14 protein-coding genes are annotated in these 16,972 nt (G+C 71.2%); 6 read left to right on the top strand and 8 right to left on the bottom strand.

Going from position 1 to position 16,972, the window contains the following annotated elements; all coding sequences use genetic code 11:
* Positions 1-35: 35 nt before the first annotated feature.
* Genes FB600_RS01215 through FB600_RS01200 form a run of 4 tightly spaced genes read right to left on the bottom strand, consistent with a single transcriptional unit; the run spans position 36 to position 5,130 of the window.
* Positions 36-1,595: a TolC family protein gene (locus tag FB600_RS01215; RefSeq protein ID WP_145756092.1), complete on the bottom strand. Its 1,560-nt coding sequence runs from the start codon at positions 1,593-1,595 to the stop codon at positions 36-38.
* Positions 1,582-3,804 carry an FUSC family protein gene (locus FB600_RS01210; RefSeq protein ID WP_145756091.1) on the bottom strand — a complete coding sequence of 741 codons (2,223 nt, stop codon included), beginning with the start codon at positions 3,802-3,804 and terminating at the stop codon, positions 1,582-1,584. The genes FB600_RS01215 and FB600_RS01210 overlap by 14 nt, the downstream gene beginning before the upstream one ends.
* The gene (gene mdtN / locus FB600_RS01205) at positions 3,785-4,834 is read right to left on the bottom strand and encodes a multidrug transporter subunit MdtN (RefSeq protein ID WP_145756090.1); all 1,050 of its coding nucleotides are present in this window, start codon (positions 4,832-4,834) and stop codon (positions 3,785-3,787) included. The genes FB600_RS01210 and mdtN overlap by 20 nt, the downstream gene beginning before the upstream one ends.
* Positions 4,831-5,130 (bottom strand): hypothetical protein, encoded by a 300-nt coding sequence (locus FB600_RS01200; protein ID WP_013690405.1) that lies wholly within the window; start codon positions 5,128-5,130, stop codon positions 4,831-4,833. Before FB600_RS01200 ends, mdtN begins: the two co-directional genes overlap by 4 nt.
* A 309-nt stretch (positions 5,131-5,439) precedes the next feature.
* Here FB600_RS01200 and FB600_RS01195 point away from each other — a divergent pair, with 309 nt between their 5' ends.
* Genes FB600_RS01195 through FB600_RS01185 form a run of 3 tightly spaced genes read left to right on the top strand, consistent with a single transcriptional unit; the run spans position 5,440 to position 7,738 of the window.
* Positions 5,440-6,261 (top strand): ABC transporter substrate-binding protein, encoded by an 822-nt coding sequence (locus FB600_RS01195; RefSeq protein ID WP_145756089.1) that lies wholly within the window; start codon positions 5,440-5,442, stop codon positions 6,259-6,261.
* A 29-nt stretch (positions 6,262-6,290) separates the two neighbouring features.
* Positions 6,291-7,022: an amino acid ABC transporter permease gene (locus tag FB600_RS01190; RefSeq protein WP_096751225.1), complete on the top strand. Its 732-nt coding sequence runs from the start codon at positions 6,291-6,293 to the stop codon at positions 7,020-7,022.
* Positions 7,022-7,738: an amino acid ABC transporter permease gene (locus FB600_RS01185; RefSeq protein ID WP_244122084.1), complete on the top strand. Its 717-nt coding sequence runs from the start codon at positions 7,022-7,024 to the stop codon at positions 7,736-7,738. Before FB600_RS01190 ends, FB600_RS01185 begins: the two co-directional genes overlap by 1 nt.
* Positions 7,739-7,747: 9 nt before the next feature.
* Here the strand turns inward: FB600_RS01185 and tkt are convergent, their stop codons facing one another.
* Positions 7,748-9,820: a transketolase gene (gene tkt, locus FB600_RS01180; protein WP_096751224.1), complete on the bottom strand. Its 2,073-nt coding sequence runs from the start codon at positions 9,818-9,820 to the stop codon at positions 7,748-7,750.
* 379 nt (positions 9,821-10,199) lie between these two features.
* On the opposite strand from tkt, the gene FB600_RS01175 reads away from it, so the two are divergent.
* Positions 10,200-11,528 (top strand): leucine-rich repeat-containing protein kinase family protein, encoded by a 1,329-nt coding sequence (locus FB600_RS01175; RefSeq protein ID WP_145756087.1) that lies wholly within the window; start codon positions 10,200-10,202, stop codon positions 11,526-11,528.
* Positions 11,529-11,552: 24 nt separating this feature from the next.
* On the opposite strand, the gene FB600_RS01170 is transcribed toward FB600_RS01175, so the two are convergent.
* Together FB600_RS01170 and soxC are read right to left on the bottom strand one after the other, a co-directional pair.
* Positions 11,553-12,122: a c-type cytochrome gene (locus FB600_RS01170; protein ID WP_374941978.1), complete on the bottom strand. Its 570-nt coding sequence runs from the start codon at positions 12,120-12,122 to the stop codon at positions 11,553-11,555.
* Positions 12,123-12,153: 31 nt separating this feature from the next.
* Positions 12,154-13,461 (bottom strand): sulfite dehydrogenase, encoded by a 1,308-nt coding sequence (gene soxC, locus FB600_RS01165; RefSeq protein WP_145756086.1) that lies wholly within the window; start codon positions 13,459-13,461, stop codon positions 12,154-12,156.
* Between the two features lie 491 nt (positions 13,462-13,952).
* Here soxC and FB600_RS01160 point away from each other — a divergent pair, with 491 nt between their 5' ends.
* Both FB600_RS01160 and FB600_RS01155 read left to right on the top strand, forming a co-directional pair.
* The gene (locus FB600_RS01160) at positions 13,953-14,867 is read left to right on the top strand and encodes a thiol-disulfide oxidoreductase DCC family protein (protein WP_145756085.1); all 915 of its coding nucleotides are present in this window, start codon (positions 13,953-13,955) and stop codon (positions 14,865-14,867) included.
* On the top strand, positions 14,864-16,312 hold the full coding sequence (locus tag FB600_RS01155) for a TIGR01777 family oxidoreductase (RefSeq protein WP_145756084.1): 1,449 nt from the start codon (positions 14,864-14,866) through the stop codon (positions 16,310-16,312). The genes FB600_RS01160 and FB600_RS01155 overlap by 4 nt, the downstream gene beginning before the upstream one ends.
* A 22-nt stretch (positions 16,313-16,334) precedes the next feature.
* On the opposite strand, the gene FB600_RS01150 is transcribed toward FB600_RS01155, so the two are convergent.
* Entirely contained in the window at positions 16,335-16,685 is a 351-nt protein-coding gene (locus FB600_RS01150) for a DUF1304 domain-containing protein (protein WP_013690396.1), read from the bottom strand.
* Between the last annotated feature and the right edge of the window lie 287 nt (positions 16,686-16,972).

The raw sequence follows: 16,972 nt of genomic DNA, 5'->3' as shown, positions 1-16,972 counted from the left end.
TATCCAGCCGGCTTCATGGCGGCTTCATGGCGACTTCACGGCGACGACGAGCCGATGGTTCCCGTCGCCAATGCGAGCGCCGCGGCCGCCGAGCGCGCGCCGGCGTAACTGTCCACCTCGGCATCGTGCGCCGCGAGCAACTGGCTCTGGGCGAGCGTGGCGTCGGTGATCGAGCCCACGCCGCTGCGATAGGCGGTCAGCGCCGCGTCGTAGCTGGTCTGCGCGGCCTCGACCAGCGCCTGCGCCGCCTCGTGCGAGGCGAGGCTGCTCTGCACGGCGTTCTGCGCCACCACCACCTGACGCACCGCTTCCTCCTGGGTGCGCGTGAGCCGCGCGGCGGCGCTTTGCGCGTCGTTGCGCGCCTGCATCAGCACCGCCGAGCGCAGGCCGCCGTCGTACAGCGGGATCGTCACGCCGAGGAACACGCCGCTGCCGTAGCGGCTGCCGTTCAGGTTGACGGTCGGCGACTGGTCGCCGATCGCCGGCAGCGCCGAGATCGCGGTATGGCCGCTTGCATAGGACGTGGAGGCCGACAGGAACACCTTCGGCATGAAGGCCGCTTCGGCGGCGCGGATCTTCGCGCGATTGGCCTTCTCCATCGCATAGGCGCCCTGCAGGTCGGGACGGCGCGCGATCGCGTCGGCGACGATCGCGTCCACCGAGGCGCCCAGCGTGGCCGGCAGCGGCCGCTCGGGCAGCTCGGCGATCAGCGGCTTCGACAGCGGCGAGATGCCGAGCGCCGACACCAGCGCCAGGTAGCTGTCGCTTTCGCTGCCTTGCGCCTGCACCAGCGCGAGATTGGCCTGGGCGCGATTCTGCGTCGCCTGCGCCACCTCGACCACGGTGCCCACGCCGTGCTTGAGCCGCGCGCGGGCCGCCGCCAGGATCGCGTCGGCGTTGGCCAGCCCCTGCCGAGCGCTGCGGGCCCGCGAGCGCGCGGCGTCGTAGCGGTAGTAGCCGACGCTCACGTCGTGGATCACCTGCTGGTGCACCGCCGTGAAGGCCACGTTCGAGGCGATCGAGGCCTGCTCGGCCACCTCCACGCGCGCCGCGCGCCCGCCGAAGTCGAACAGCAGCCATTGCAGTGAGAGTGCCGAGATGGTGCCGTGCGCGGTGTTGTCGCTGGAGGCGTCGCCGAGCAGGGTCGAGGTCGAGCCGTGGCTGGTCTGGTAGGCGCCCATCGCCGTGGCCGACAGTTGCGGCAGGTAGGCCGCCTTGGCGATGCCGACCGCCAGCGCGGCGTTGCGCGCGTCGTTCCAGGCGATGCGCGTCAGCGGGTTGCTCGATTCGGCCAGGTCGATCAGCTCGGGCAGCGTATAGGGATGCGCGGCGTCGAGCGCCGCGGGCGGCGCCACCGAGGCCAGCGCGGGCGTGGCCGGCAGCGTGTAGTCGCGCGCGGCGCCCTGGGCGGCGGCGCGTGCCGGCGACGAGACGATCTCGCCCTGTGCCGAGGTGGGCGCCGTCCAGGGCCGGTCGGGCGCCTCCGGCGCCAGCTCGATCGAGGAGCTCGCGCAGCCGGCCAGCGCCAGGCTGGCGGCCAGGGCGGCGGTGAGGGCGTTGGCGAGGGGGGCGGCCGTCGATTCAGGTCGACGCATGAGGGGCGGGCTCCTTCGGTCCGGCTTGACGGGCGGCCTCGGCGATCCGGGCCAGCCGCGCGTCGATCAGGTTCAGCAAGGCATCGCGCGGGGTGGCGGCGGTGCCGGGCTCGGGATGCGGGGCGGCGGCGGTGACGGAAGGTGCTGCCGAGGCGCGGGCGGCGGGTGCATTGCCGTCGTTCAGCTTGCCGTTGTTCAGCTCGCCGCCATCCAGCTTGCCGTCGTTCAACTCGTCGTTGTTCAGCTTGCCTTTGTTCAGCTCGCTGTCCTTCCGCGTGCTGTCGTTCAGGCCGCCGTCCTTCAGCCCGCCGTCCTTCAGCCCGCCATCGCCCAGCCCGCCGTCGTTCAATTCAGTCACGCGCGCGAGCCGCGCGCCGATCGCCGCGTCGCCGGGCTCGCGCTCGGCGAGCAGGAACAGCGGCGTCTCCAGCGCGCCGAGCTCGGCCAGCGTGCGCCGCCGGCTGCTCAGCCAGTCCGCGGTCGGCCGCACCCAGGACGGCTCGTAGTGGATCAGGCCGAGCTCCTGGGCGATCGCGCCGTGTCGCGCGAAGGCCTCGGCGGCCAGCACGCGCCGCTCGGCCGGCTGCGTCACCGTCGCCAGGCGCCGCCATTGGCCGAGCAGCGCGGCCAGCGCGACGTCGATCTGCTTGCCGATGCTGACCGGCCAGATTCGCGTGAACACCAGGTAGACCACGAGATTGCCGATCAGGATGCCGATCGTGCGATCGCGCGCGAGCGTCAGGTCGAAGCCCGGGCCGGCGCCCTGGATCACGCACAGGAAGAAGGCGAAGGCCACCTGGAAGCCGGCGTAGGCGATGCGCGGCGAACCGAACGCGACCCAGGCCGACAGCCAGGCGCCCACCAGCACCAGCGCCAGCAGTTGCTCGATCGAGGTCAGTGCCGGCACCACGAACACCAGCGCGGCGGTGCCCAACAGCGCGCCGACCAGGCAGCCGGCGATCCGCAGCGTGAGCTTCTCGACGGTCTCGGCGGTGGAGCCGAGCGAGACCATGTAGCAGGTGATGAAGCAGGTGTGGATGCCGGACCAGTCGAGCTGCGAGTAGAGCAGGTAGCAGAACATCGCGGCGGCGGTGGTCTTCAGCGCGTAGCGGACGTGGTCGGGGTTGCTGCGCGCGTCGGGCAGGAAGAAGCCGCCGCCCGGCTTCGGCGGCGGCGCGGTTTCGGCGGCGGGCGGCGGCGAGGCCTGGGTGGCAGGCTCGGCAGGTTCGGCAGGTTCGGCAGGCTCGGCGAAATGCGTGATCACCGCGTGCAGCTCGGTCGCCACGGCGCGCGCGAGCGGCGGCAGCGCGTCGGCCGGCGGCGGCGCAAGCCTCACCTCCACCGGGTAGCCGCCTCGTTCGAGGATGCCGGCCATCTCGTCGAGCGTGGCGGCGAGGCTCGCGCGAAGCTCGTCGGGCAAGCGCGCCTCGGGCTCGCGATCGGCCAGCGCGACCGTCACCAGCAGCGCGGTGCTCGACGCGATCGCCTGCCGGAGCGGGCCGACGTCGGCCGCGGCGGTCGAGCCTTCCAGCTTCGACAGCTTGAGCCAGGTGAGCAAGGGCTTGTCGCCGTCGCGCAGGGCGGCGTCGAAGCCGGCGCGGGCCGCCTCGTCGCCCTGCTGTCGCCGCGCGGCCAGCCGCAGCCGCCGGGCGAGCTGGCCGAGCATGAGCCGGCGCGGCGAGGGCGCCACCAGCAGGTTGACCACGATCGACACACCCACCGGAATCGCGACCATCAGCCAGACATAGAGCAGCGCGCGCGTGGCGGCCTCGCCGAACGGCGCGAGGCCGAGCTCGTCGAGCCCGAAGCCGACGATCATCGCCAGGATCGCGCCGACCGGGCGCAGCTTGCTGGCCGAGGTGAGATACAGCAGCCCGACCGAGAGCACCACCATGCAGGCCACCCGCAGGATCGCGTAGTCGATGCTGAGGATCGCCACGCCGAGCACCAGCGCGATCACGATGGTCACGATCAGCATCAGCGCGACGGCCAGCAGGCTGCTGGTGACGCGGTCGGCGCGGTTCAGGAAGAACACCACGTAGGCGGACAGCGCCGCCTCGGGCGTGCCGTAGACGTTGGCCACCAGCACCGTGACGGCGCAGATCAGGGCGATCCGCCAGGCCATCGCGGCGCGGCCCGGGAACGGCGCGAGCAGGCGCAGCAGCTCGCGCGGGCCCGGCGCGCGGATCTCAGCGGCAGGCCGAGCCATGCCGGACCTCGACGATCGCGCTGGCGCCCACGCGCACCAGCCGCGCATCGGGTTCGTCGAGCCTGACGCGCACCGGGAAGCGCTGCGCCACGTGCACCCAGTTCACCGAGCGCTGCACGATCGGCAGCGAGCGCGGCAGGTTGATGCGATCGCTGTCGGCGATGCCGGCGCCGATGCCGACCACCTTGCCCGTCATCGCGCGGCCGCGGTCGATCATCGAGTAGACGGTGGCGCAGTCGCCCACCGCGATGCGGTTCAGCGAGGTCTCGCGGAAGTTGCCGACCGCGAACCACTCGCTCGCGTCGATCAGCGTGAAGATCGACTGGTTCGGCGCCAGGGTTTCGCCCTCCAGCACCGACAGGCCCGTCACCAGCCCGTCGTGCGGGGCGCGCACCACCGTGTCGTCGAGCGCGTGTCGCGCGCGGGCCAGCGCGGCCTCGCGCGCGTGCAGGGTGGCGATCGCGTCGGCCTCGTCGCCGATGGTCTGCGCCGAGGCGCGCTGCTGCTCCCGCGCCTGCGCGAGCGAGACGGCCGCGTCGCGCTGGCGGACCTTGGCCTGGTCGAACTGCTGGGCGCTGACATAGGCCTGCGCGGCCAGCGGCGCGAGCCGGTTCACGTCGCGCGTGGCGAGGTCGTAGTTCTGCGTGGCGCGCTCGACCTGCTCGGCGGCGACCGTCGCGTTGGCGCGCTCGCCGATCAGCGCGCGGCGGCGCGTGGCCAGCGAGGCTTGCGCGAGTTCGAGGTCGGCCTGGGCCTGGGCCACCGTCAGGCGATAGGGCACGGGATCGATCTCGTAGAGCAGCGCACCCTTGGCGACGCGCTGGTTCTCGTGCACCGCGAGCCGCACGATGCGCCCGCCCACCGGCGAGGCCACGTGCACCACGTCGGCGTCGATCGAGGCGTCGTCGGTGGAGGGATAGGCGGTGGTGCGATGCCAGGCATAGGCCAGCGCGGCGATGCCGAGCACGACGATCGCCAGCGCGATCAGGCGGCCCTTCGCGCAGGGGCGGGCGACGCCGGCGGCCTTCATGCGAAGGGCCCCGTGCCGGCCAGCCAGACGATCACCGCCACCACCAGCCCAAGCGCGCTGCACACGGCGAGCTGGTAGGGCACGGTGGCGGCCCAGCCGGTGGCGACGAACACGCGGTGCGCGACGATCGCCGCGATCACGCCGAGCACGGCGCTGAGCAGCCAGAGCGGGAAGTAGGCGCCGAACAATTCATAGGCGGGGGCGCCGCGCGAGGCGCAGCCGGCCAGGGGCAGGGATAGGGCGGGCGCGAGGACGGCGGCGCTGCGCAGGGGCCCGCGCGGCATGGTTTTTCTCATGATGTGACGGGCTCGACGATGGGAGGGGCCGGGCGCGGCGCGAGGCGGGCGGTCGCTTCGACAAGGCCGGCCCGCGATATGGGCCCGATGATAAATCATCGCGATGGGCCTAGCCAGTCGCCGCGGCCGGCCGCGGTGCCGGCCGTTGTTTCCCGGTGTTTCCGAATCCGCGCCGCTTAGCAGCTTTGCTGCTTTGTTCACGAGAATTCATCGTTTCGCCGGCGCGGCGGCCGATGTCAACATGGCGCGCCACCGGGTCGACACGATCGATGCCGGTGCAGGGATCACCACCGCACACGGAACGCCAAGATGAAAAAGACACTGCTCGCCGCCACGCTCGCCGCGCTCACCGGCTTCGCCGCTCTCGCACCTTCGCTCGCCCACGCCGATCGCCTCGACGACATCAAGCAGGCCGGCGTGCTGCGCGTGGCCACCTTCGACAGCAACCCGCCCTTCGGGTATGTCGACCCGGCCAGCAACCATATCGTCGGGCTCGACGTCGACTATGCCCGCGCGCTGGCCGACAAGCTCGGCGTCAAGCTCGAGCTGCAATCGACCAACCCCGCCAACCGCATTCCGTTCCTGACCTCGCGCAAGGTCGACCTGGTGCTGGCGAACTTCACGATCACCGACGAGCGCGCCAAGCAGGTCGATTTCAGCATTCCGTATTTCTCCTCGGGCCAGCAGTTCCTGGCGAAGAAGGGCGTGCTGAAGTCGAAGGACCAGCTCGACGGCCTGCGCATCGGCGCCGACAAGGGCACCACCAACGAGATCGCGGTGCGCGAGCAGTTCCCCAAGGCGACCGTGGTGGCCTATGACGACACGCCCTTCGCGTTCGCCGCGCTGCGCGCCGGCAACGTGCAGGCGATCACGCAGGACGGCCCCAAGCTGGTGGGCCTGCTCGCCAACGTGCCGGACAAGCAGAAGTACGAGATCCCGCCGTTCACCATCACCAACGACTACATGGGCGTGGGCATCCCGAAGGGCGAGCCGCGCCTGGTGGCCTTCGTCAACGACACGCTCAAGGGGCTGGAGGCGAACGGCACAGCCAACACCATCTACAACCGCTGGTTCGGTCCGAGCACCAGGACGCCGCTGGCGCGCACCTTCAAGATCGGCGACAAGACCTGAGCCTCGCGACGTAACGGCAGCAAGCCAAGATGATCGATAGCTTCCTCGCGCCGAAGTACCTGCTGTGGCTGTGGCAGGGGTTCGGCGTGACGCTCGGGCTGGCGCTCGCCGCCGGCCTGTCGTCCACCTGCCTGGGCGCCGCGCTGGCGCTGGCGGGCCGTTCGCGCTGGCGCGCCGTGCGCGGCCTCGCGCGGCTCTACATCGGCGCCTTTCGCAACACGCCGCTGCTGGTGCAGTTGTTCTTCTGGTACTTCGGCGCGGCCACGCTGCTGCCCGACGAGGCGATCGCCTGGCTCAACGCGCAGCACATCCTGCCGACGCCGGCGGGCGCGCTGCGCTGGCCTTCGTTCGAATTCCTGGCGGGCTGGCTGGGCCTCAGCTGCTACACGGCGGCCTTCGTGGCCGGCGAGTTCGCCTCGGGCATCGCCGGCGTGCGCGAGGGCCAATGGCAGGCCGCCGCCGCGCTCGGGCTCACGCCCTGGCAGGCATTCCGCCATATCGTGCTGCCGCAGGCGGTGCGCATCGCCTTGCCGCCCCTGTTCGGCCAATACATGAATCTCGTGAAGAATTCCTCGCTGACCATGGCCATCGGCCTGGCCGAGCTGTCCTATGCCTCGCGCCAGGTGGAAACCGAAAGCTTCCGCACCTTCGAGGCCTTCGGCGTGGCCACGCTGCTCTATATCCTCGCGATCGCGGCGCTGGAGGCCGCGCTGCACACCATCCGGCATCTGCGCGATACCCGCCTGGGAGCGCGCCGATGATGCCCTGGGAGCTGTTCGCCGGCAACCTGCGCTACCTGCTGATCGGCGCCTTCCCCGACGGCCCGCTCGGCGGCGCGGCGCTCACCCTGGTGCTGGCGGCGGCCTCGGCGATCGCCTCGGGGCTGCTCGGTTTCGCCGCCGGCATCGCGCTGGCGATGGCGGGGCGCGCCGCGCGCGTGCCGCTGCTGGTGGTGATCGGCTTCTTCCGCGCGATCCCGGTGCTGATGCTGATTTTCTGGACCTACTTCCTGCTGCCGATCCTGTTCCATGTCGACGTGCCGGGCCTGGCGGCGGTGGTCTGCGCGCTGTCGCTGATCGGCGGCGCCTATCTGGCGCATTCGGTGCACGCGGGGATCGTCGCGGTCGGCGACGCGCAATGGCAGGCGGGGCTGTCGCTGGGCCTGACGCGCTGGCAGACGCTGCGCGAGGTGGTGCTGCCGCAGGCGGTGCGGATCATGGCGCCGTCCTTCGTCAACCAGTGGGTCTCGCTGGTGAAGGACACCTCGCTGGCCTATATCGTCGGCGTCAACGAGCTGTCCTTCGTCGCCACCCAGGTCAACAACCGGCTGATGGTCTATCCGATCCCGGTGTTCCTGTTCGTGGCGTTCCTCTACCTGGTGCTCTGCACCGCGCTCGATCGCGTGGCGATGTCGTGGTTCGCGCGGCGCCGCAAGAGCGTGGGCGAGGTGGTGGAAGTCACGGCGCCGGCGGTGTGAGCGGCGGCCCTAGCGGCCGCCAGCCGGCTGGTCCAGCGCCTCCAGCACCTCGCGCGCGGCCTGCACCACGGCCTCGGCGGTGATGCCGAACTTGCGATAGACCGCCTCGTACTTGCCCGATTCGCCGAAGTCGTGCATGCCGACGAAGCGGCCCTCGGGGCCCAGGTAACGCTCCCAGCCCAGCTCGACGGCGGCCTCCACGGCCACCCGCGCGGGTGAGTCGCCGAGCACCGCGCGGCGGTAGGCGGCGTCCTGCTCCTCGAACAGCAGCCGGCACGGCATCGACACCACCGCCGTCGGCACGCCTTGCGCCTGCAGCGTCTCGCGCGCCTTCACCGCCAGTTGCAGCTCCGAGCCGGTCGACAGCAAGGTCAGCCGGCGCGGGCCGCCCTCGGCCTCGTGCAGCACGTAGGCGCCGCGCGCCGAACGGTTCTCGCCGGCAGCATCGCGGCGCAGCAGCGGCAGCGGCTGGCGCGACAGCGCGAGCAGGGCCGCGCGGCGCGGCTGCTCCAGGATCAGTTCCCAGCATTCGGCGGTCTCGACCGCGTCGGCGGGGCGATACACGGCGAGCCGCGGAATCGCGCGCAACGCGGCCAGATGCTCGACCGGCTGGTGGGTCGGGCCGTCCTCGCCCAGGCCGATCGAGTCGTGCGTCATCACGAAGATGGTGCGGATGCGCATCATCGCGGCCAGGCGGATCGCCGGGCGGCAATAGTCGGAGAAGCACAGGAAGGTGCCGCCGTAAGGGATCAGCCCGCCGTGCAGGGCGATGCCGTTCATGGCGGCCGCCATGCCGTGCTCGCGCACGCCGTAGTGGATATAGGCGCCGTCGTAGCGGCCCGGTGCGATCTCGACCTGCTGTTTCGCCTTGGTGTTGTTCGAGGGCGTGAGGTCGGCCGAGCCGCCGAGCAGCTCGGGGATCGCGGCGAACAGGCGGTCGAGCACGGCGCCGCTGGCCTTGCGGGTGGCCATCTCGTCGCCGCTGTCGACGAAGGCCCGGCGCGCCTCGGCGATCGCCTGTTTCCAATCGGCCGGCAGCTTGCCGTCGTTGCGGCGCTCGAACTCGCGGCGCAGCGCATCGGGCGCCTGCTCGACACGCTCGGCCCAGGCCATGCGCGCCTCGCGCCCGCGCGCGCCGATCTCGCGCCATTCGCGCAGCAGCGCCTCGGGGATCTCGAACGGCGGCGAATGCCAGCCGAGCCGCTCGCGTGCGCCGGCGATCTCCTCCTCGCCGGGCGCGTCGCTGTGCGCCTTCTGGGTGCCGGCGCGGGTCGGCAAGCCGAAGCCGATGATGGTGCGGCAGGCGATCAGGGTGGGCTGCTCGTCGCTGGCGCGCGCGGTGGCGATCGCCTCGTGGATCGCATCGGTGTCGTGGCCGTCGATCTCCAGCACCCGCCAGCCCGAGGCGCGAAAGCGCTCGATCTCCTGGTCGGAGACGGCCAGCCGGGTGGGCCCGTCGATCGAGATCGAATTGTCGTCCCAGAACGCGATCAGCCGCCCCAGCTTGAGGTGGCCGGCCAACGAGATGGCCTCCTGGCTGATGCCCTCCATCAGGCAGCCGTCGCCGAGGAACACGTAGGTGTAGTGGTCGACCAGCTCGTCGCCGAACTTCGCGTTGAGGATGCGCTCGGCCAGCGCCATGCCGACCGATTCGGCGATGCCCTGGCCGAGCGGCCCGGTGGTCAGCTCGATGCCGTTCGCGTGGCGGTATTCCGGGTGGCCGGCGGTCTTGCTGCCGACCTGGCGGAAGTTCTGCAACTGCTCGATCGTCATGTCCTGGTAGCCCGTCAGGTAGAGCAGGCTGTAGAGCAGCATCGAGGCATGGCCGTTCGAGAGGATGAAACGGTCGCGATCGATCCAGTGCGGATCGGCCGCGTCGAAGCGCAGGAAGTCGCGGAACAGCACGGTGGCGATGTCGGCCATGCCGAGCGGCGCGCCGGGGTGGCCGCTGTTGGCATGCTGGACCGCGTCCATCGACAGGAAGCGGATGCAGTTGGCCAGCTCGCGCAGATGCGGGTCGCGCGGCGCGGGCAGCGGTGCCGAGGCGGCGGAGCCGGAAGCGGGGGATGGTGCGGATGTCATCGAGGGGCCCTCGTTCGGTGTCGTTGGATGGCGGAGATGGCGGACAGGCCGCGCGCGGCCGGGCGGGACATGCAGAAATTACCCGGCCCACGCTAGCACGGCGACGGCGCGGCACGCCGCTGCCGGGGCGGTGCGACGGGCATCGCGGGGCGCGGGGCCCGGCGCGGCCGCGTGGCAACCCCCGGCGAGGGGCAATCCCCGTGCCCGGAGCGAGGGCGATGCCTGATGCGCCGCGTCGTGAGCGGGCCATGCTCGACCCGGCAGGGTTAACCGGGGCGCCTGGAACCGGTGCGCCGCCTTGCGATCCGCTGTCGCGCCGCGATCGATGCCGCTAGAATCGAAGCGTTCCCCACTATCGCGGCGCCCGCCGCCACCGACCGTGACCACCACCGTGGAACAGTTGAAAGCCGGCAAGCTCGCCGGTGCCCGGCAGTTGAAGCTCGCCGCCGGCCTCACCGAATTCCCGCGCGAGATCTTCGAGCTGGCCGACACGCTCGAGGTGCTCGACCTGTCGGGCAACGCGCTCACCAGCCTGCCCGACGACCTGCCCCGCCTGGGCCGCCTGCGCGTGCTGTTCGCCTCGAACAATCCCTTCACCGAACTGCCGCCGGTACTCGGCGAGTGCGCGCAACTGAGCATGATCGGCTTCAAGGCCAACCGGATCCGCTCGGTGCCGGGCGCGGCCCTGCCGCCGCGCCTGCGCTGGCTGATCCTGACCGACAACCAGATCGAGGCGCTGCCGCCCGAAATCGGCCGCTGCGCCGAGCTGCAGAAGCTGATGCTGGCCGGCAACCGGCTGGCCGCGCTGCCCGGGGAGATGGCGGCCTGCACGCGGCTCGAGCTGGTGCGGCTGGCGGCCAACCGCTTCGAGAGCCTGCCCGAGTGGCTGCTGCGGCTGCCGCGCCTGGCCTGGCTCGCGTATGCGGGCAACCCGTTCGCCGCGGCGCTGGAGGCCGAGGCGATGGCCGACAGCTCGGTGGCGACGATCGCCTGGCACACGCTCGCGCTCGGCCAGAAGCTCGGCGAGGGCGCCTCGGGCGTGATCTATCGCGCCACGCGCCTGTCGGCCGATCATCATCCGCAGCAGGCGGTGGCGGTGAAGCTGTTCAAGGGCGCGGTGACCAGTGACGGCCTGCCGGACCGCGAGATGGCCGCCTGCCTGCATGCCGGCATGCATGCCAGCCTGATCGGCGCGCTGGGCCGCCTCGGCGGCCATCCGATGCAGGAGCAGGGGCTGGTGATGCCGCTGGTCGAGCACGACTTCGAGAACCTGGCGGGACCGCCGAGCCTGGATAGTTGCACGCGCGACGTCTATGCCGAGGATCGACGCTTCAGCCTCGGCACCACGCTGCGGATCGCGCACGGCATCGCCTCGGCGGCCGCGCATCTGCATCGGCGCGGCATCGTGCATGGCGACCTGTATGCCCACAACATCCTGCACGACGGCGCCGGCCATGCGCTGCTCGGCGATTTCGGCGCGGCCTCGCTGTACGACACGCAGGACGAGGCGCGCCGCTTCGCCCTGCAGCGCATCGAGGTGCGGGCCTTCGGCTGCCTGCTGGAGGAGTTGCTGGAGCGTACCGAGGCGGGCCGCTCGGCCGCGCTCGACGAACTGGCGGCGCTCGCGGCCGCCTGCCTCGGTGGGGAGGTGTCCAGCCGCCCGAGTTTCGAGTCCATCGTCGAACGCTTGCGCGCGCACCTGAAATGAGCGGCCGGCCGGCCCGGCTTGCCGCTACAGCGTGCCGGGCCGCGGATCGGGCACGAAGCCGTCGCGATTCGGCATTCTGACCCGGGGCAGCGTGGTCGCGTCGAGCGTGGTGCCGTCCGGCACGATGCCGTTGCGGTTGAGCAGGTAGGCGCTGAGCGCATACACCTCGTCGGCGCTCAGCGAGCCGGGCGCGTTGTAGGGCATGGCGCGGCGGATGTAGTCGAACAGCGTGCTCGCGTAGGGCCAGTAGCTGCCGACCGTCTTCTTCGGCTCGCTGCTCGCCAGGCTGCCGATGCCGCCCACCAGCGGATCGCCGATGCCGCCTTCGCCCTTCGCGCCGTGGCACATCGCGCATTTCTGCTGGTAGATCCGGCCGCCGTGCGCAACGCTGCCCGAGCCGGGCGGCAGGCCCTGGCCATCGGGCGCGATATCGATGTTCCAGGCCGACAAGGCGGCTTCGGTCACGGGACGGCCCAGATGGTATTGATGCGCGGGCGTCGTCGCCGCCATGGCTGACGGCCCGATTCCGCCGCCGCTGCCGGTGCAGGCGCCGCCCAGCGCCGCGGCCGCCAGCGCGGCCAGCAGGGTCCGGATCGACACGCCGGGCCGGCTTGCTCCTTGGTGTTCAGGCATTGCGTACCTCGCCGCTCGCATCGACATGCCAGTTCTGGATGCCGTTGTAGTGATATTCGGAATTCAGGCCGCGCACGGCCACCAGCGCCTCGCGCGTCGGCTGCACGTAACCGGTCTCGTCGATCGCGCGGCTCTGCAGGTCGGCAGGGCCGCCGTCCCAGTTCCAGTCGGCCTCGAAGCGCGTCAGCGCGCGATCGTGCACGGCGCCGGTGAGCCGCGCCTCGCGCCATTGGCGGCCGCCGTCGGTCGACACCTCCACGCGACGAATCCGGCCGCGCCCCGACCAGGCATAACCGCTGACGGCGTAATAACCGCGCGCGCCCAGGCGATGGCCGGCCGAGGGGCGCGTGATCACCGATTTCGCATCCATCTCGAACACGAACTGGCGCGCGCAGCCGTTGGCCAGCAGGTCGGTGTACTTCGAGGTTTCCTCGCGCGTCATCTCGGGCGCCGCGATCAGCTTGAGGCGCCGCAGCCACTTGATGTTGGTATTGCCCTCGAAGCCGGGCACGATCAGCCGCAAGGGGTAGCCGTTCTCCGGGCGCAGCCGTTCGCCGTTCTGCGCGTAGACCACCAGCGCGCGATCGAGGATGCGGTCGAGCGGCAGGCTGCGCGTCATGGCCGCGCCGTCGGCGCCTTCGGCCAGCAGCCAGTGCGCCGAGGGATCGACGCCGGATTGGTCGAGCAGGGTGGCCAGCGGCACGCCGGTCCATTCGCAGCACGACAGCAGCCCGTGCGTGAACTGCACCGGCTGGCCGCTCGGGCCGCTCCATTCGCTGCGCGTGTTGCCCGAGCATTCGAGGAAGTGGATGCGCGTCTCGGAGGGAAAGCGCAGCAGGTCGTCCAGCGTGTAGAGCCGCGGCTCGCGCACCAGGCCGTGCACGGCCAGGCGATGCTGGTCGGGATCGATGGCGGGCACGCCCGCGTGATGGCGCTCGTAGACGAGGCCGTTCGGCGTCAGCGTGCCGTGCAGCTCGGCCAGCGGCGTCATCGACGAGCCGGAGCCCGGCATCGCGGCCGGCCGCGCGCTGCGCCGGATCACGTCGGCCTCGTGCCGGCTCGGCAGGCCATAAGGCGGCGTGAGCAGCGGCGCGCCCGGCTCGCGGGTCCAGGGCGCGACCTCCAGCGGCGCGGTGGCGGGCGCGGGCGGGATGGCCGTGCCGTCGCCGGCGGCGCGCGCCACGCCGGGCAGCAGGCTGGCCGTCATGGCGCCGGCGGTGGTCATGGCGAGCCGGCGCATGGCGCCGCGGCGCTCGGGCGAATCGAGCGCGCCGTTCGATGAGGCGTTCGGGTCTGGCATGTAGGGCGTCTCCGGGGCAGCGTGGGGCGGGTTTCGTGTTGTGGGTCTTGCCGATCGCAAGGCGGTGCAGGGCGTCGCTGCGTGCAGCGCTCGATTGTTATCGACGCGCCGATGCGCCGCAAACGAGGAATCGCGCTATGCAAAGCGCTTGGGGTGCGATGCCGGCGAGGTGGCATGGCGCGGCATCCGAGGCCGGCGCGCGAAGCGTGCGGCGACGGCCCGCAGCCGGCGATATGTGTTGCTGGATATGACGGACGAGGCGATTCCCATGCGATGCGGACCAGCAGCGAATGTGCCTGCGAGGCCGTGACGCGCGAGCTGGGCGACAAGGAAATGAAAGCGTGGGCGAGGTGCGCCACGTGACAGGAATTTCTGTCGATTCTCATATTTCTGTCGTTACAGAAATATGAGAATATTCGGCTCGTGTCCACCGCTTCGCACCTCGGCTGGACATCCCGTATCGAGGTGCCTGTCGACAAGGAATCCTGGTCATGACGCCCGCCGCGCTGGTGCTGTACTTCGATGGAAGCTGTCCGCTCTGCGTCGACCAGATGCGGTGCCTTCGAGGCTGGGACGCGCATCGCCGGCTGGGCTTCGTGGATATCGCCGCGGCGGGCTTCGATCCCGCGCCGCTGGGCATGGAGCTGGCTGCGATGAATCGCGAGATGCACAGCCGCACGGCCGACGGGCGCGTGCTGGTGGGGATCGACTGCATGCTGGCCGCCTATACGCTGGTCGGGCGCGGCTGGCGTGTGTGGCCCTTGCGCGTGCCGGGACTGCGCGGCGTGTTTGCGGCAATGTATCGCCTGCTGGCGCGCAATCGCCACGCCGTCTCCCGCCGCCTCGGCTATCGCCTGCCGCCCGCTTGCGACAACGGCGGTTGCGCGCTTCACGGCAATCCCTTCCTGAAGAACGAGGCGCCTGCCGGCGAGGCTTCCGGCATGGCGCCGCCTGCTGCCGTGGATCGGGGCCCGCGGCGCTCGAAACGCGATTGGATCGTGACCTGGATGTACGCCGCCGCGATCGCCCATCTGCTCGTCGGCGCGCTGCTGCCCTGGCTGGCCGGCAGCTCGCTGCTCGACGGCTACCGACAGGGCATCGAAGCGCATTTCTGGCCGGGCGCCGCGCCGGCCGAGGCGCGCCTGCAGCAGCAATGGTGGCTGGCCCTGTTCGGCGCCACCGTGCAATGCGCGGGCGTCTGGATGCTGGCGCTGGTCCATCTCGGCAACCGGCTGCGGCAGCGCGCGGCCTGGGGCTGGCTGCTGGCCGGGCTGCTGCTCTGGGCGCCGCAGGACATGCTGATCTCCTGGCAGGCGCGGGTCGGCTCGCATCTCGTGGCGGACGCGGCGGCGCTGCTGCTGATGGTGCCGCCGCTGCTATGGCTCTGGAAGGAGGACCACGCATGAACACCGTGCCCGCGCTCGACTGGGCCGTCGCCCTGCTGATCGTGCAGGGATTGATGGGCGGCTTCGATACGCTCTACCACCATGAATTCACCGAGGATCTCGCGCATCGCCCCAAGGCGCGCCTGGAGCTGGCGATCCATGCCGTGCGCGCGCTGCTGTATGGCCTGGCCTTCGCGTCGATCGCGCACCTGGCCTTCCTCGGCGCCTGGATGCTGGCGATCGCCGCGCTGGTGCTGGTCGAGGTGCTGCTGACCTTGTGGGACTTCGTGGTGGAGGACGGCAGCCGCAAGCTGCCCGCCACCGAGCGCGTGCTGCACACGCTGCTCGCGATCAACGGCGGCGCCGTGTTCGGGCTCTATGCGATGCAGCTGTGGCACTGGGCGTCCTTGCCCACGGCGTTGATGCGGCTCGAGCTGGGATGGCGAGGCTGGCTGCTGAGCCTGTTCGCGCTCGGCGTGGCCGCCTCGGGCCTGCGCGACGGGCTGGCCGCCTGGCGCATGGGGCGGCGCGCGCCGCCCGCCAATCCGTTCGCGGGGCAGGCGCATCGCAGCGTGTTGGTGACCGGCGGCACCGGCTTCATCGGCGAGGCGCTGGTCGGGCAACTGCTCGATGCCGGCCACCGCGTCACGCTGCTGACGCGCTCGCCCTTGCGTGCCGCCTATCAGTTCGGCGGGCGCGTGCGCTGCGTGACGGCGCTCGATCAGTTGCATGCGCACGAACCTGTCGACGTGGTGATCAACCTGGCCGGCGCGCCGGTGCTCGGGCCGCGCTGGAGCGCGAAACGGCAGGCGACGCTGCTGGCCAGCCGGGTGGGCGTGACCGAGGCGCTGCTGCGCTGGGTGGAGGGCGCCGCGCATCGGCCGGCGCTATGGATCCAGGCTTCGGCGATCGGTTACTACGGCGTGCGCGCGCCCGAGGAGCGGCTGGACGAGACCAGCCGGCCCGGCAGCGGTTTCATGTCGGAGCTGTGCCGGCGCTGGGAAGCCGCTGCCGCGCCGCTCGATGCCTGGCCGATCCGCAAGGTGGTGCTGCGGCTGGGGCTGGTGTTCGGGCCGGGCGGTGCCTTGCCGCCGATGTTGCTGCCCTATCGCGTCGGCCTGGGCGGGCGCCTCGGCGATGGCCGGCAGGTGATGAGCTGGATCCATCGCGACGACGTGCTGCGCCTGATCGCTGAAGCGATGCATCGCGACGCGATGCACGGCGTCTACAACGCCGTGGCGCCCGAGGCGCCGAGCCAGGCGGAATTCGCGCGCACGGCGGGGCGGGTGCTGCGACGGCCGGCGTGGTTCCGGCTACCGGCGGCGCCGCTGCGTCGGGTGGCAGGCGAGATGGCGGAGCTGCTGCTCGACGGCCAGCATGTCATGCCGGCGCGCCTGCAGCGCGAGGGTTTCGTGTTCCGTTTCGCCGGCCTGGAGGCGGCGCTGCGCGATCTCGTCGAGCGCTGATGCCGGGCCGGCTGGCCGATGCTCAGACCTTCGCGAGCAGGGCGATCAAGGCGATCGCGGCCGGCAGCGCCTGCACGAACAGGATGCGGCGGCTGGCGGTGGCCGCGCCGAACACGCCGGCGACGATCACGCAGGCCAGGAAGAAGAGCTTGAAGGCCTGCCCGTCGACGGCCGCCAGCCCGTAGATCAAACCGGCCGCGAGGAAACCGTTGTAGAGGCCCTGGTTGGCGGCGAGCACGCGCGTCTGCTGCGCGAATTCGGCCGTCAGCCCGAACACGCGCCGGCCCTTCGGCGTGGTCCAGAGGAACATCTCGAGCACCACGATATAGATGTGAATGGCGGCGACCAGGCCGATCAGGATGTTGGCGATCATTGTGTTATCGATTCGATGTTGTTGTGATTGGCGGTGAAGCGACGGCTCGCTGGCGCGGGCGTTGGCAGGGTAACACGGCGCACCCGGGCGCCGATCGACGAATCCCTCGGAAAAGCGGGCGTTCAGGACATACCCGTAAAGGGCGTGGATGGCGTTGACGGTTATTTTTGGCGGCCCTACATTCGAGCCCATGGTGATCGGGCAAGGCCCGGCCACCATCGCGGCAACGTTGCCGCGCCGAACATGGAAGGCTACGTAGCCCCCGAACTTGCGTGAGAACGCCGGTT

This window comes from Burkholderia sp. SJZ089 (assembly GCF_007828315.1).
Taxonomy (GTDB): domain Bacteria; phylum Pseudomonadota; class Gammaproteobacteria; order Burkholderiales; family Burkholderiaceae; genus Burkholderia; species Burkholderia gladioli.
This window is presented reverse-complemented; position numbering and strand designations above follow the sequence as displayed.

What these genes read in the sequence shown, in the direction of transcription:
- soxC (WP_145756086.1), bottom strand. Translation starts at nt 13,461, where the DNA reads ATGCCAGACCCGAACGCCTCATCGAACGGCGCGCTCGATTCGCCCGAG.
- FB600_RS01155 (WP_145756084.1), top strand. Translation starts at nt 14,864, where the DNA reads ATGAACACCGTGCCCGCGCTCGACTGGGCCGTCGCCCTGCTGATCGTG.
- FB600_RS01185 (WP_244122084.1), top strand. Translation starts at nt 7,022, where the DNA reads ATGCCCTGGGAGCTGTTCGCCGGCAACCTGCGCTACCTGCTGATCGGC.
- FB600_RS01190 (WP_096751225.1), top strand. Translation starts at nt 6,291, where the DNA reads ATGATCGATAGCTTCCTCGCGCCGAAGTACCTGCTGTGGCTGTGGCAG.
- FB600_RS01160 (WP_145756085.1), top strand. Translation starts at nt 13,953, where the DNA reads ATGACGCCCGCCGCGCTGGTGCTGTACTTCGATGGAAGCTGTCCGCTC.
- FB600_RS01200 (WP_013690405.1), bottom strand. Translation starts at nt 5,130, where the DNA reads ATGAGAAAAACCATGCCGCGCGGGCCCCTGCGCAGCGCCGCCGTCCTC.
- FB600_RS01195 (WP_145756089.1), top strand. Translation starts at nt 5,440, where the DNA reads ATGAAAAAGACACTGCTCGCCGCCACGCTCGCCGCGCTCACCGGCTTC.
- FB600_RS01215 (WP_145756092.1), bottom strand. Translation starts at nt 1,595, where the DNA reads ATGCGTCGACCTGAATCGACGGCCGCCCCCCTCGCCAACGCCCTCACC.
- tkt (WP_096751224.1), bottom strand. Translation starts at nt 9,820, where the DNA reads ATGACATCCGCACCATCCCCCGCTTCCGGCTCCGCCGCCTCGGCACCG.
- FB600_RS01150 (WP_013690396.1), bottom strand. Translation starts at nt 16,685, where the DNA reads ATGATCGCCAACATCCTGATCGGCCTGGTCGCCGCCATTCACATCTAT.
- FB600_RS01210 (WP_145756091.1), bottom strand. Translation starts at nt 3,804, where the DNA reads ATGGCTCGGCCTGCCGCTGAGATCCGCGCGCCGGGCCCGCGCGAGCTG.
- mdtN (WP_145756090.1), bottom strand. Translation starts at nt 4,834, where the DNA reads ATGAAGGCCGCCGGCGTCGCCCGCCCCTGCGCGAAGGGCCGCCTGATC.